This is a genomic window from Streptomyces venezuelae, assembly GCF_008642375.1.
Classification (GTDB): domain Bacteria; phylum Actinomycetota; class Actinomycetes; order Streptomycetales; family Streptomycetaceae; genus Streptomyces; species Streptomyces venezuelae_G.
In genome coordinates, this window is record NZ_CP029194.1 from 322,737 (window position 1) to 335,201 (window position 12,465).

General features: G+C 73.9%; 14 protein-coding genes. 6 read left to right on the forward strand and 8 right to left on the reverse strand.

All coding sequences use genetic code 11. The features are described 5' to 3' along the window. Window positions 1–5: 5 nt before the first annotated feature. Complete coding sequence (locus DEJ46_RS01510; RefSeq protein ID WP_150263719.1) at window positions 6–572, reverse strand: SixA phosphatase family protein; 567 nt, start codon at window positions 570–572, stop codon at window positions 6–8. A gap of 51 nt (window positions 573–623) precedes the next feature. Next, entirely contained in the window at window positions 624–1,085 is a 462-nt protein-coding gene (locus DEJ46_RS01515; protein WP_150263722.1) for an RrF2 family transcriptional regulator, read from the reverse strand. Window positions 1,086–1,285: 200 nt separating this feature from the next. Between DEJ46_RS01515 and DEJ46_RS01520 the strand changes: the two genes are divergently transcribed. The 3 genes from DEJ46_RS01520 to DEJ46_RS01530 all read left to right on the forward strand — a co-directional run bounded on the left by DEJ46_RS01520 (window position 1,286) and on the right by DEJ46_RS01530 (window position 4,984). Further along, complete coding sequence (locus DEJ46_RS01520) at window positions 1,286–4,078, forward strand: FAD/NAD(P)-binding protein (protein WP_223834448.1); 2,793 nt, start codon at window positions 1,286–1,288, stop codon at window positions 4,076–4,078. Between the two features lie 136 nt (window positions 4,079–4,214). Beyond that, window positions 4,215–4,460 carry a helix-turn-helix transcriptional regulator gene (locus DEJ46_RS01525; protein WP_055639523.1) on the forward strand — a complete coding sequence of 82 codons (246 nt, stop codon included), beginning with the start codon at window positions 4,215–4,217 and terminating at the stop codon, window positions 4,458–4,460. After that, window positions 4,460–4,984 carry a hypothetical protein gene (locus tag DEJ46_RS01530; RefSeq protein ID WP_150263724.1) on the forward strand — a complete coding sequence of 175 codons (525 nt, stop codon included), beginning with the start codon at window positions 4,460–4,462 and terminating at the stop codon, window positions 4,982–4,984. Before DEJ46_RS01525 ends, DEJ46_RS01530 begins: the two co-directional genes overlap by 1 nt. 56 nt (window positions 4,985–5,040) lie before the next feature. Here the strand turns inward: DEJ46_RS01530 and DEJ46_RS01535 are convergent, their stop codons facing one another. Continuing rightward, window positions 5,041–5,760 (reverse strand): VOC family protein, encoded by a 720-nt coding sequence (locus DEJ46_RS01535; protein ID WP_150263726.1) that lies wholly within the window; start codon window positions 5,758–5,760, stop codon window positions 5,041–5,043. Between the two features lie 86 nt (window positions 5,761–5,846). Next, window positions 5,847–6,476 (reverse strand): TOPRIM nucleotidyl transferase/hydrolase domain-containing protein, encoded by a 630-nt coding sequence (locus tag DEJ46_RS01540; protein WP_150263728.1) that lies wholly within the window; start codon window positions 6,474–6,476, stop codon window positions 5,847–5,849. 103 nt (window positions 6,477–6,579) lie between these two features. Between DEJ46_RS01540 and DEJ46_RS01545 the strand changes: the two genes are divergently transcribed. Together DEJ46_RS01545 and DEJ46_RS01550 are read left to right on the forward strand one after the other, a co-directional pair. Next, entirely contained in the window at window positions 6,580–7,164 is a 585-nt protein-coding gene (locus DEJ46_RS01545) for a TetR/AcrR family transcriptional regulator (RefSeq protein ID WP_150263730.1), read from the forward strand. Beyond that, on the forward strand, window positions 7,161–8,180 hold the full coding sequence (locus tag DEJ46_RS01550; RefSeq protein WP_190622381.1) for a DMT family transporter: 1,020 nt from the start codon (window positions 7,161–7,163) through the stop codon (window positions 8,178–8,180). Before DEJ46_RS01545 ends, DEJ46_RS01550 begins: the two co-directional genes overlap by 4 nt. A gap of 47 nt (window positions 8,181–8,227) precedes the next feature. Here the strand turns inward: DEJ46_RS01550 and DEJ46_RS01555 are convergent, their stop codons facing one another. Together DEJ46_RS01555 and DEJ46_RS01560 are read right to left on the reverse strand one after the other, a co-directional pair. Beyond that, window positions 8,228–9,631, reverse strand: a complete 1,404-nt coding sequence (locus DEJ46_RS01555; RefSeq protein WP_150273995.1) for an FAD-dependent oxidoreductase — start codon at window positions 9,629–9,631, stop codon at window positions 8,228–8,230. Between the two features lie 193 nt (window positions 9,632–9,824). Beyond that, window positions 9,825–10,391 carry a type 1 glutamine amidotransferase domain-containing protein gene (locus DEJ46_RS01560; protein WP_150263732.1) on the reverse strand — a complete coding sequence of 189 codons (567 nt, stop codon included), beginning with the start codon at window positions 10,389–10,391 and terminating at the stop codon, window positions 9,825–9,827. 191 nt (window positions 10,392–10,582) lie between these two features. On the opposite strand from DEJ46_RS01560, the gene DEJ46_RS01565 reads away from it, so the two are divergent. Further along, window positions 10,583–11,512, forward strand: coding sequence for a SigB/SigF/SigG family RNA polymerase sigma factor (locus DEJ46_RS01565; protein WP_150263734.1), 930 nt, complete (start codon window positions 10,583–10,585; stop codon window positions 11,510–11,512). Here DEJ46_RS01565 and DEJ46_RS01570 read toward each other — a convergent pair. Beyond that, the gene (locus tag DEJ46_RS01570; protein ID WP_150263736.1) at window positions 11,460–11,972 is read right to left on the reverse strand and encodes an ATP-binding protein; all 513 of its coding nucleotides are present in this window, start codon (window positions 11,970–11,972) and stop codon (window positions 11,460–11,462) included. The two genes, DEJ46_RS01565 and DEJ46_RS01570, sit on opposite strands and share 53 nt — an antisense overlap. After that, the gene (locus tag DEJ46_RS01575) at window positions 11,956–12,381 is read right to left on the reverse strand and encodes an STAS domain-containing protein (protein ID WP_150263738.1); all 426 of its coding nucleotides are present in this window, start codon (window positions 12,379–12,381) and stop codon (window positions 11,956–11,958) included. Before DEJ46_RS01575 ends, DEJ46_RS01570 begins: the two co-directional genes overlap by 17 nt. Window positions 12,382–12,465 lie beyond the last annotated feature (84 nt).

A 12,465-nucleotide genomic window follows, 5' to 3' on the forward strand; every position in this document is an offset into this window, starting at 1 on the left:
GTGGCTCACGGGGTCTTCCGGCCGCGCGGGATCGCCAGTTCGGTCAGGAGCGCTCCGCCCGGGTGCAGGTCCGGCCAGCCGCCGTGCCAGGTCAGGACGGCCGTCGCGGAGGTCGGGAACTTGGTCCGTACGCGGCCCAGGGCGTCCCCCACGCCGTCGGCCGCGAGCAGCAGGACGAGGTCTTCGAGGCCGGGGTTGTGTCCGACGAGCAGCAGGGTTCCGGTCCCGTCGGGCACGCCGTGGAGGACGTCGAGGAGATCCTCGGCGTCCGCCCCGTACAGGCGGGGGTCGTGGCGGACCGGTGGAGGACTCTCCAGCTCGGCCGCGGCCAGGTCCCATGTGTGGCGGGCGCGCCGCGCCGGGGAGCACAGGACGAGGTCGGGCAGCACTCCGGTCTCCGCCAGGAAGCGACCGGCCGCCGGGGCGTCGCGCAGACCGCGTGGGCCGAGGGGGCGGTCCCGGTCGGGGACGTCTTCCGGCCAGGCGCTCTTGGCGTGCCGCAGGACGACGAGCCGGCGCGGTCGGCCGTCGGCGGACGGGGTGCGCTCAGGCGTTTCGGTGGAGGGTGTCACCCGGCCGAGCGTAGGGGGCGGCCCGTCGAACGGCCATGGACGCGCGGGGCGCTACGGGTACGTGCGGACGTCGTCGTTGTAGTCGCGCGCCCGGTCCCGTACGAGATCGGGCAGTGTGCCCGCCGCGAGATCCGCGAGGGTCGTGCCCTCCAGGACCTGGCGCAGGCTCGTCCGCACGGCACGCCACACGTCCGGCATGGGCGCCGCCGCGCCCTGGTACTCCAGGCCGGTCAGCTTCAGGTCGCGCACGCTGACCATCGGTCCGTCCATCGCCCGGATCACGTCGGCGAGGGTGATCTCCTCGGGCGGCCGGGTGAGGGTGTAGCCGCCGTCGGGGCCGCGCACGCTCCGCGCCAGTCGCGCCTGCCGCAGGTCGCCGAGCACGACGAAGAGGAAGCGGACGGGGATGTCCTGGCGGCCGGCGATGTCCTCGGCCTTGAGGGGGCGGTCCGGGGAGCAGGCCAGCTCGGCCATGGCCCGGATGGCGTAGTCCGTTCGTGCAGAGATCCTCACGGACTCAATGTCTCACGACTGGCTCCTTCCTGACCTGGGCGGTTCGTTACGTGCTCGTCGACGGACCCGTCGACCGATCCGCCAACGGGCTTGGCGGCGCGGGCTTGTTGTCCGGAAGCGGCGTTGCCACTGCACTTTGTTCATCGAGATAGTGAACATTGCTCGTTCGTGCCCGCCCCCTGGTTTCGGAGGTCTCCGTGGTGTCCGTGGTACCTGTCGTGTCGTCGTCGGCCGTCGCGTCGGCCGAGTCAGCCGAAGCCCCGGAACCCGCCGAGTCCGGGCGGTCAGCGCGGCCCACCGTCGCCGTCGTCGGCGCGGGCGCGGCCGGTGCGCTCGTCGCCGTCCAGCTGTGCGAGGCGGCGGCCCGGCGGCGCGTCGCGCTCGACCTGGTCCTCGTCGACCCGGCGCCGGAGGCGGGCAGGGGTGTCGCGTACGCCACCGCGGTGCCCGAGCACCGGCTCAACGTGCCCGTCGGCGGCATGAGCTGCTACCCGGACGACCCCGGACACTTCCGGCGCTGGCTCTGCCGGCACGGCGAATCCACCGTCACGGCGGCGGACTTCGCCTCCCGGTACCGCTACGGCTCGTATCTCGCCGACACGCTCGGGCGCGCCGTCATCGCCGCGCACGGCACGGTCTCCGTACGGCGGCTGCGCACCCGGGCGACGGGGTGCGCCGACGCGGCCGGGGGGCGCCTTGAGCTGCGGCTGGCCGATGGCGGGACGGTGACGGCGGACAGCGTCGTCCTCGCCACCGGGCCCGCGGCGGGCAGGGCGGGCTGGGCCCCGGCCGAGCTCGTGGCCTCCGAGCGGTTCGTCTCACGGCCGTGGGCTCCCGGCGCGCTCGACGCCGTCGGCGACGCGGACGACGTGCTGCTCGTCGGCACGGGTCTCACCGCCGTCGATCTCGCGCTCGTCCTCGACCGTCCCGGCCGTACGGTGCACGCCGTGTCGCGGAGCGGGCTGCTCCCCCAGCCGCACGCGGTCGCCCCGCTGCCCGCCGTCCCGCCGCCGCCGGGCCTCGCCGGGCTCCCCTTCCACCGCCTCCGCCGGGAGCTGACGCGGCACTTCGCCGCCACCCGGCGCGTGCACGGCGACTGGCGGCCCGCGCTCGACGGGCTGCGGCCGGAGATCGTACGGCTCTGGCAGGGCCTCACCGACGACGAGCGGGCGGAGTTCCTCGGGCGCGACGCCACCCCGTGGAACGTGCACCGGCACCGTATGGCGCCGTCCACGGCCGAGACGGTCGCCCGGGCCCGGGCCGCCCGCAGGCTCCGCATCCACGCCGGCCGGGTCGCCGCCGCGGCACCCGGACAGGACGGGGGCCTCGTCGTCTCCCTCGCCGACGGCCGTGAGCTGCGCGTGGGCTGGGTCGTGGACTGTACGGGGCCGGGGCTGCGGGCCGACGCCGGCGGCGACCCGCTGTGGAGCGGGCTGCTCGCCGACGGTCTCGCCGTACCCGGGCCGCTCGGCATCGGCGTCTCCACCGACCAGGGACGGCTGCTCGACGCCGACGGCCACCCGGGGCGGCCGCTGTTCACCCTGGGGGCGTCCCGCCGGGGCGAGCTGTGGGAGACGACCGCGATCCCCGAGATCCGCGCCCAGGCGAAGGAGGTCGCCGAGGCGGTGCTCGCACCGCTGACGGGCGCTCCGCGACCGGTGCGCCGGCGCCCCACCGACCAGTTCGGGCTGCCGCTGTCCACGCACGCCGCCGCGGCGGCGTCCTTCCGGAGCGGGCTCGGCCGGGTGATCACCGTACGGGCGAAGGCTGCCGAGGCGTTCGCGCGGGCCACCGAGCTGGATCCCGGCTTCGCGCTCGGGCACGCCGCGCTCGCCCTGCTCGGTCACGAGTGCGGGGCGGACGTGGACGTCGCCCGGGAGCTCGCGGACGCCCAGCGCAGCGTGCGGGAGCGGGGGGACGAGCGGGAGCGGTCGTTCGTCGACGTCGTCACGCGCCGCATCACCGAGCACGAGGCCCCGGGAGCCGGCGCGGGCCGCGGAGCGCGCGCGGGTGACGGCGACACGGCGCTCTTCGACCACCTCGCCCGCTACCCCGGCGACGCGTTCGCGCTCGGGATCGCGGTCCCGACCATCGCCTTCTCCGGCATCGCCGACCTCGACGGGAGCCGAGCCCTCGGACTGGTGGAGCGGACCGCGCCCGCCTACGAAGGGCACTGGTTCCACACCTCGCTGCTCTCTTTCGTCCGGCAGGAGCAGGGACGGATCGCGGAGGCCGGGGAGCTCGCGCGGGCGGCGCTCGCCGAGGAACCCGCCTCCGGCCACGCCGTGCACGCCCTCGCTCATGTCCACTACGAGTCCGGTGACCACGGCGCCGGCCGGGACTGGCTCGATGGCTGGATCGGCAACCAGGGGCGGGGCGCCGTGCACCGGGCGCACTTCTCCTGGCACGTGGCGCTCCACGAGCTGGCCCTCGACGACTCCGCCGCCGTGCGCCGCCGCTGGTTCGCGCAGCTGGCGCCGGGTCAGGTGAACGGGGTGCGGGCGCTGGTCGACTCCGGGTCGCTGCTGTGGCGGGCCCGGATGTCCCGGAACTGGACCGGTCGCGTGCCCGTCGACGGGGTGCTCGACGCGGTCGCCCGCGAGCTCGTCGAGCGGCCCGCGACGGCGTTCACGGCGCTGCACAGCGCCGTCGCGCTCACCGCCGCGGGCGATCTCCCGGCGCTCCGCCGCCTGAGCACGCACGCGGCCGGCGCGGACCCGGTGCAGCGGGAGGTCATCGTCCCCCTCTGCGGCGCGCTGGAAGCCGTGCTGGAGGAGGAATGGGCGACGGCGGTACGGGAGCTGCGCGGGCTGCTGCCCTCGCTGCGCCGGGTGGGCGGCAGTGCGGCGCAGCGCGAGGTCATCGAGGAGACCCTGCTGTACGCCCTGGTCGAGGCGGGGCACAGCGACACGGCCCGGGACCTGCTGGAACAGCGTCTGGACCGGCGTGCGTCCCCGCTCGACCGGCGGCGGCTCGCCGGGCTGAGCGCGTGACGGTGCGCCTGACGGAGCGGCTCACGGGAGAGACCGCGGCGGCGATGTGAGGGAGCGTCACGGGAGGGGCGGGGGCCACGGTCCCCGCCCCTCCTTCGTGTTGCGCTCCTACTCTCAGATGTAGTACTTCTTATACATGAGCGAGCAGGTGCACAACAGGCTGGCAGTCGTACGGGCCGAGCGGAAGGTGTCGCGACAGGCACTGGCCGAGGCAGTGGGCGTCCACTACCAGACCATCGGCTACATCGAGCGCGGCCAGTACAACCCCAGCCTCGACCTGGCCCTGAAGGTGGCCCGGTTCTTCGGGCTGCCGGTGGAGGCGCTGTTCTCCCTGGAGCCGTTCCAGCCGCTCACCGACGAGGTCTACGGGAGGAAGCAGTGATGACCACGACGCGCTACGACCGGCACATGTACGCGCTGATGAACGACCGCCGCGCGGCTGCGGTCCACGCCACCACGACCCGGCGCCGGCTTGCCGTCACGGCCCATGTCGCCCTCACCGTCATCGGGGTGGGCGCCTGGATCGGCACGGTCTTCGGGCCCGACTGGGGACCGGCCCTCGTGGTCGCGGGCGCGCTGCTGCCCTGGGTCCTGCTCACCGGCGTCCTGAACGGCTCCACCCGCGGACTCCTCGAACTCCGGGGCCGGATGCTCGACGAGCGGCAGCTCGTGGAGCGCGACCGGGTGCGGGCTCTGGCCCACCGGATCACCCTGTGGCTGCTCGTGGCCGCGGCGATCGGGGCGGGCGCCTACAGCACCCTGGCGGATGCGCCTCTGCGTGCGGCCGTGACGCCCGTCCTCGTCGGCGTGCTTGCCGCGCACTGGATGATGCCGCTGTGGGTGGCGGCCCTGCGGGTCCAGGACGAACTCGGAGACACGGAGGACGAGTTCGCCGGGGCGCCCTGAGCGAAGCGCGCCGCCCGAGGAGGTGTCGACTCGGGCGGCGCGGCGGAGAGCCGGTCTCAGCGGGGAGTCAGTACGCGGAACTCGTTGCCGTCGGGGTCGGCCATCGTCACCCAACCGGTCCCGGCCGCGGGCGAGTCGACGACCGTCGCCCCGAGCTCGACGAGCCGGTCGACCTCCGCCTGCTGGTCACCGTCGGCCGGGGGTGCGAGGTCGAACCGCAGCCGGTGCCCGTCCCTCGGCATCATGGGCGGACCGCCCCAGGTGAACTTCGGTCCGCCGTGCGGTGAGCGGATCGCGGTCTCCTGGTCCTGGTCCCAGACCAGGGGCCAGCCCAGCGCCTTGCTCCAGAAGTACCCGACGGCCTGCGAACCGTCGCACGCGAGCGCTCCGATGAACCCGCAGTCGGCCAGGAAGTTGTTGCCCGGCTCGATCACGCAGAACTCGTTGCCTTCGGGGTCGGCGAGCACGACGTGCTCGTCCTCCGACGTCTGGCCGACGTCGATGTGCCGGCCGCCGAGTGCGAGCACCCTCGCCACGACCTCCCGCTGATCGTCGAGCGACGTACTGGTCAGGTCGAAGTGCATGGGGTTCTGGACCGTCTTCTTCGCCCGGCTCGGAAGGAAGCGGATCCGGAACCCGGTGTCGTCCACGGGGAGGAGCACGATGCCGTCGCCGGTCTCGTCGCTCACCTCCCAGCCCAGGAGGCCGGCCCAGAAACGGGCGAGAAGGGGAGGGTCGTTCGCGTCGATGCCGAGCGCGTGGAGATGGGACGTCATTTCTCGGACCCTGCCCGAAGCGCTCCGGCCGATCAACCGATTAACCGAACAGTCGAACCACCGAACCGCCGAACCGCCGCTCGCGCTCAGACGTTCGCCAGGAGCTCCTGGAGCGGGGCCGGCACCTGCCCGTCGTCGAGGGCCTCGACGAGGAGGGTGCCGTAGCGGATCTTGCGGCCCTTCTTCGTGCCGAGGAAGCGGCGCAACTGCTGGTGCCGGGAACGGCCCTGCTGCGCCGGCTGGTGCAGGAAGGTCTGCCAGGGGCGGAGGTCGCCCTCGGTCTCGACGATCTCCTCGACCCGCTCCGTGCCCAGCGCGCGGATGAGCTCGTCCTCCAGGTCCGCCGCGCACACGAACACGTCCCGCTCCGACACCCGCGCTCGCGTCAGACCCCGGTCGTAGAAGGGCTGTTCGCGCTCGTCGCACAGTCCCGTCAGGCGCAGGTCGAGTCCGGGAGGGCCGAGCAGCGCCGCGTATCGGCCGATGTTCATCGCCCCGCCCATGGACACCACGCACACGCCCTCGGAGGCGAGGTCGCGGCCACGGCGCGCGGCCAGGGCGTCGACGGCGGCGAGGTCGCTCAGTCCTTCGAGCAGCACCACCGTCCGCACCCCCAGTCGGGCCGCCAGCTCGCGCGCCCGCTCCCCCGCCGGCGCGTCCGGGCCGCCGCTCGCCCAGTCGCCGACCGCCGTCCGGAACTCTTCCATCTCCCGCATGGCGCGAGTCTGCCTCTCCGCCGACCGCACAGCACGGGAATTTCGGCGGCCGTCCCCGCGGTCAACTAGTCTAGGTAGACCTACCTACCTAGTTTGGAGTGTCATGAGCGCGAGCGGAAGGCCGCGTCCGGCCAGGAAGCGGCTGCTGGAGGCGGCTGCCCGCCGCTTCTACGCCGACGGGGTGGCGGCGACCGGCATCGACACGATCACCGCCGACGCGGGCGTCGCGAAGATGAGCCTCTACAACAACTTCGCCTCCAAGTCCGACCTCGTCCTGGCCTATCTGGACGCCCGGCACGAGGAGTGGCTGCACCTCTACCGGGCGCGTCTGGAGCGGACCGAGGGGCCTCGGGACGGCGTGCTCGCGGTGTTCGACGCGTACGCCGATCACGCGGCCTTCGCCTACGAGCACGGTTTCCGCGGGTGCGGCCTGCTCAACGCCGCCGCCGAGCTGCCGGCCGGGGACCCCGGCCGGGGCGTGGTGCGCGCCCACAAGGAGGAGGTCGAGCGCTTGATCGCCGGCCACCTGGAGGAGCTGCTGCCCGGGCGTCCCGCCGAGGCGCGCACGACGGCCGAGCACCTCGCGTTCCTCCTGGAGGGTGCGGTGGCCCGTGCCGGTCTGGAAGGCGACGGGGACCGGCTCCGGCACGCCCGCGCGCTGGCGGCGGCGCTGCTGGACCGGCTGTGACGCGCCTCGCCGGGCCGGACCGGGCCGTGGGGACGGGCGCGCTGTGTGTTCTCGCGGCCTCGGTCCTGTGGGGTACGACGGGCACGGCCGCGACGTTCGCCCCCGGCGTGGGCCCGCTCGCCGTGGGCGCGGTCGCCATGGGGCTCGGCGGCCTCCTGCAGGCCCTCGTCGCCGCTCGGCAGATCCGCCGTCACGCGCTCCGCCTGCGCGGTCAGCGCGGGACCGTGCTGATCGGCGCGGCCTCCGTGGCGGTCTATCCCCTGGCCTTCTACAGCTCCATGCACCTGGCCGGAGTCGCCGTCGGCACCGTGGTGTCGATCGGCACCGCCCCGCTGGCCTCGGCGCTGATCGAGCGGGTCGTGGACCGCCGCCGGCTCACCCGCCGCTGGACGGTCGCGGCGGCGCTCGGCCTCCTCGGGACGGTTCTGCTGTGCGTCGCCGAAGCCGCCGCGCACGGGTCGGAGGGCTCGGGGCCGTCCACGGCGGAGACGCTGCTCGGCGTGGGTCTCGGCCTGGTCGCCGCCGCGACGTACGCCCTGTACTCCTGGGCCGCGCACCGCCTCATCAGCCGGGGGATCCCCTCCCGTCCGGCGATGGGTGCCGTCTTCGGGCTCGGCGGGCTGCTCCTGCTGCCCGTACTGCTGGTCACGGGCGCGCCGCTCGTCGGCTCCTGGCCCAATGCCGCTGTCGGCGTCTACATGGCGCTGGTCCCCATGTTCGCCGGCTACGTCCTGTTCGGCTGGGGGCTGGCACGGGTGCCCGCCAGTAGCGCGACCACGCTGTCCCTGCTGGAACCGGCCGTCGCCGCCGTGCTGGCCGTGGTGGTCGTCGGCGAGCGCCTCCCCGGCGCCGGCTGGGCCGGCATCGCCCTCGTCGTCGCGTGCCTCGCCGTCCTGACCGCGCCGACGGGCGACGCCCGGCGGCGAAGCAGCGGGCAGCGGCCCGACGGGCCGGTCCGGGGGTCCGAGGCCGGCGACGCGGTGACGGCGACGGGGGTGACAAGGACGGCCCCCTGACGCGTACGCCCGCAGCGCGGGAGGGCGAAGGCCTTGCCTGCGTGTGCTCAGTCCTCCAGCGGACGCGTGGCCGGGCCCTGGAGCACCTTGCCGTCCGCGGCGAAGCGCGAGCCGTGGCAGGGGCACTCCCAGGTCTGCTCCGCCTCGTTGAAGCCCAGCTCGCAGCCCATGTGCGTACAGCGGCGGCCGGTCTGCCTGCCGGACAGGTAGTGACCGGCCACGGCGGCCTGCTGGCGGACCACTCCGGGCACCTCCCGGAAGGGCAGCCGTCGGCGGGGGTCGACGAGCTCCGTCCACGCCGGGCGCGGCGCGCCGGTCAGGTGTGCGGTGAGCAGGCGGGACGCGGCGATCCCGTTGCTCAGGCCCCAGCCGCCGAATCCGGTGGCCACGTAGACGTGCTGGGTGTCGGGGTGCTCGTGACCGACGCACGGCAGGTCGTCCGCCGTGTGGACGTCCTCGGCGGCCCACCGGTGGACGGCGGGGGCTTCGGCGAAGCCGGGGAGCTGGGCGCTCGCCCAGCGCTCCAGGCGTTCGAGCCGGTCGTCCGCGCCCTCGGTGCCGGGTTCGAAGGCCTCGCCCGCGACGATCAGCAGACGTCGTCCCCTGTCCAGCGGGGCGGTGCGCACGGAGCGGGTGCCGTGGTCGGAGGTCACGTACATGCCGTACGGCGCGTGGCGCTCCTCGACGGGGGCGGCGATGACGAACTCGCGTCTCAGGGAGAGCCGCATGAGCAGGGTGGTGTGGCACCGGAGCGGGAACTGGGTGGCCAGGACGACGTCACTGGCGTGGACCGTGCCTCCGCTCTCCAGGGTGAGCCGGCAGTCGGCTCCCTCCCGGAGGTCCGTGACGCGGGTGCTCTCGTGGAGGCGGACGCCGTGTGCGACGAGGTCGTCCGCGACGCCGAGGAGGAAGCGGCGCGGATGGAACTGGAGCTGGCCCTCGACGCCCACTGCCGCCGCGACGGGGTACGGCAGTCCCGTTTCGGTCACCGTGGCGGCCCGCAGGCCGGCCGCGGAGGCGGCGGCCGCCTCGGCGCGGATCTCCTCCACGCGCGTTTCGTCCACGGTGTACGTGTACGCCGGGCGGGCCTCCAGGTCCGCGTCGATCCCCAGCTCCTCGCAGATCCGCGTCACCTGCCGCAGGGCGTCCTCCTGGGCGTCGGCGTAGAGCGTCGCCGCCCCCTCGCCGTGGCGCCGGCGCAGGCGTTCGTAACACAGCCCGTGCAGGGAGGTCAGTTTGCCGGTGGTGTGCCCGGTGACCCCGGCCGCGATCCGGCCGGCCTCCAGCACCACCACGTCACGCCCGGCCCGGTTCAGCTCACGTGCGGTGCACAGCCCGACGATGCCCGCTCCGACGACGACCACGTCGGCAAAGAGGTCGCCCTCCAGCGGCGGGCGGGCCCCGCGGGGTGGGGCGGAGTCCATCCAGTACGAGGTTCCGGTCGCGGGCATGACCTGCTCCTCTCGGCGGCCGGCCGTCAGGCGTCCACCCGGAACCGTCGCGCGCAGACGGTCGTCGCGCAGCTTCTCCTCGTTGCCAGTGTCCCTGCCGGTGACCGACCGGGCCAGCCAGGACAGCAGGACGGTCAGGACCATGACGCACGCGGCGGCCGCCGCTGCCGTCGGCCGTTGAGGGCGATGGATGTCATTCCCGGTGCGGCGCCGTGGCGAGGGCGTCGACGATCGCCCGGGCGAAGGCGTCGATGTCCTTGGGCCGGCGGGAGGTGATGAGCGGGTGGCCGCCGGCGGTGTCGACGACGACTTCCTCGTCCAGCCACGTGGCGCCCGCGTTCTCGAGGTCAGGGCGGATCGAGGGGTACGAGGTCAGCTCGCGGCCCTCCGCGAGTCCGCTGTCCACGAGGATCCAGGGGCCGTGGCAGATCGCGGCGACGATCTTGCCGGCGCCGGCGAAGGCGCGGAGGAGGCGTCGTGCCTCGTCGTCGGTACGGAGCCGGTCGGCGTTCACGGTGCCGCCGGGCACGACGACCGCGTCGAACCCGTCCGCGGTCGCCCGTGCCAGGGTCGTGTCCGGCCGGACACGGTCACCAGGGTCTCTGTCGGCGACGAGGGTCCGTATGCCGCCCTCTTTCTGGGCGGCGACCGTGACGTGGGCTCCTGCCTCACGCAGCGTGGCCATGGGTCTGGTCAACTCGTCCTGTTCCGTGCCGTAGTTCGTCGTGAGGACGAGGACGTTCCTTCCGTCGAGTGACATGACGTCTCCCTCTCCAACCGGCGGCCGGTTCCCTTCGGTCGGCCGTGGCGCACTCTGCGGCTTCCCAGGAAGATCGTGTCAAACCACCTGATAGTGGGCATCCTTATCTCAGATGCTCGATCGACGGACCCCCCGCCGCTCCCTCACCGGCCCGCGGCGGCAGGCCCACCGCCACCGTCGAAGGACTCCGCATGTCCACCGTCAGAGCCCGTCACACCGCTCCTCCCGCCCGCTCCACCGCCTCGACGTGCGCCGCGGCGGCGTCAGGGGCGTCGCTCCGCCGGGCGGCCCTGGGCGGGCTCCCCGAGCCGGTCGACCCCACAGGCGCCTCCACCAAGGACGCACGCACCCTTTCGGTGGACCTCCTCCGGCGGCTGCGCGAGCTGGACGAAGGCACGCCCGAGTACGCGTACGTGCGCAACACCCTGGTCGAGCTCAATCTCAGCCTGGTCAAGTTCGCCTCCCGGCGGTTCAGGAACCGCGCGGAGCCGATGGAGGACATCGTCCAGGTCGGCACGATCGGCCTGATCAAGGCGATCAACCGGTTCGACCCCGACCGCGCCGTCGACTTCTCCGCCTTCGCCCTCCCCACGATCGTCGGAGAGATGAAGCGCTTCTTCAGGGACACCAGCTGGGCCGTACGGGTCCCCCGCCGCCTCCAGGAGCTCCGCATCGACCTGGCGAAGGCCGCCGACACCCTGGAGCAGCGCCTCGGCCGCCGCCCCACCCGGGCCGAGCTGGCCGCACAGCTGCACCTCACGGAGGAGGACGTCGCCGAGGGCCAGCTCGCGGCCCACGGCTACGCGGCCCGCTCGCTGGACGCCCCGGCCGGCGACGAGGACGACGGCCCTGGCACGAGCGCCCGCCGACTGGCGTCGCCGGACTCCCCCTACGAGCTGATCGAGTCCCTGACGGCCCTGCGCCCCCTGCTCGCCCGCCTCGACGCGCGCGACCGGCGCATCCTGGAGCTCCGTTTCGGCGAGGAGCTCACCCAGACGGAGATAGGTCTGTGTGTCGGCCTCTCCCAGATGCACGTCTCGCGCCTGCTCACCCGCATCCTGGCCGAGCTCAGGTCGGGTCTGCTCGACGACGGCTCCACGGCGGAGGGGTCGGGCGGCTGACCTCCAGCCACACCACCTTGCCCACTCCGTCACCCGCCGCCTTGTCCTCGCTCCCCCACGCGCCCGCCAGCCTGTCCAGCACCATGAGCCCGTGCCCGCCGGGCAGTGCGGGCGACCGCGCGACGCCCGGCCGGGGATGCACGGGGCTCGCGTCGGCCACCTCGACCCGCAGCCGCCCGGCCTCGTGACGCAGGACGAGCTCCTGGGGACCACCCGCGTGCAGGCAGGCGTTGGTGACCACCTCCGACACGAGCAGCAGGACGTCCTCCACCCGCTCGTCCTGCTCCTCCGTCTCCGCCGGGATCCAGCCCCAGTCGGCCAGCGCCTCGGCCGTGAAGTCCCGGCAGCGCGACACCACGCCCCTGGTCCCGTGCAGCACGAGCCGACGGACCTGATTCACCTGATTCACCTGGTTCACGTGGTTCACCTGGTTCCGGTGACCGTCAACGCTCTCGGCCATGCGTCCCGCCGCCTTCACCACCGCTCTCGGCGAGTGCCTCGCCCAGCGTCCCGTACACCCGGAAGACCGCTCGGGCCCCGGTGATCTCGAACATCCGGTCCACCGTCCGGCGCAGCCCGGCGAGCTCCAGCCGCCCGCCGGCCTCCGTCGTCCGCAACCGGGCCCTCAGGAGCGCGTTCAGTCCGGAGGAGTCACAGAAGTCCAGGGCCGAGCAGTCGACGACGACTCTCCCGACCCCGATGCACTCCTCCACCGCCTGGCGCAACGGGGCCACCGTGTCGCGGTCGAGCTCTCCGGTGAGCAGCAGGATGCGGGTGTCAGCGCCCGGCACCGGCCGGACCTCCACCGTGAACCGGTCGCTCAGCGGATCGCCTCCGCCGGCCACCGACGCCGGCTTGTCGTCCCTCATCGGCCCACCCGTCTCCAGACGATTCACGCCTTTCGCTCTTCTTACACCTATTTCGACCACCCGGCCCGTCACCTATGCGCGCCC

What these genes read in the sequence shown, in the direction of transcription:
- DEJ46_RS01540 (WP_150263728.1), bottom strand. Translation starts at nt 6,476, where the DNA reads ATGCGGGAGATGGAAGAGTTCCGGACGGCGGTCGGCGACTGGGCGAGC.
- DEJ46_RS01530 (WP_150263724.1), top strand. Translation starts at nt 4,460, where the DNA reads ATGACCACGACGCGCTACGACCGGCACATGTACGCGCTGATGAACGAC.
- DEJ46_RS01545 (WP_150263730.1), top strand. Translation starts at nt 6,580, where the DNA reads ATGAGCGCGAGCGGAAGGCCGCGTCCGGCCAGGAAGCGGCTGCTGGAG.
- DEJ46_RS01535 (WP_150263726.1), bottom strand. Translation starts at nt 5,760, where the DNA reads ATGACGTCCCATCTCCACGCGCTCGGCATCGACGCGAACGACCCTCCC.
- DEJ46_RS01565 (WP_150263734.1), top strand. Translation starts at nt 10,583, where the DNA reads ATGTCCACCGTCAGAGCCCGTCACACCGCTCCTCCCGCCCGCTCCACC.
- DEJ46_RS01555 (WP_150273995.1), bottom strand. Translation starts at nt 9,631, where the DNA reads ATGCCCGCGACCGGAACCTCGTACTGGATGGACTCCGCCCCACCCCGC.
- DEJ46_RS01525 (WP_055639523.1), top strand. Translation starts at nt 4,215, where the DNA reads ATGAGCGAGCAGGTGCACAACAGGCTGGCAGTCGTACGGGCCGAGCGG.
- DEJ46_RS01575 (WP_150263738.1), bottom strand. Translation starts at nt 12,381, where the DNA reads ATGAGGGACGACAAGCCGGCGTCGGTGGCCGGCGGAGGCGATCCGCTG.
- DEJ46_RS01570 (WP_150263736.1), bottom strand. Translation starts at nt 11,972, where the DNA reads ATGGCCGAGAGCGTTGACGGTCACCGGAACCAGGTGAACCACGTGAAC.
- DEJ46_RS01560 (WP_150263732.1), bottom strand. Translation starts at nt 10,391, where the DNA reads ATGTCACTCGACGGAAGGAACGTCCTCGTCCTCACGACGAACTACGGC.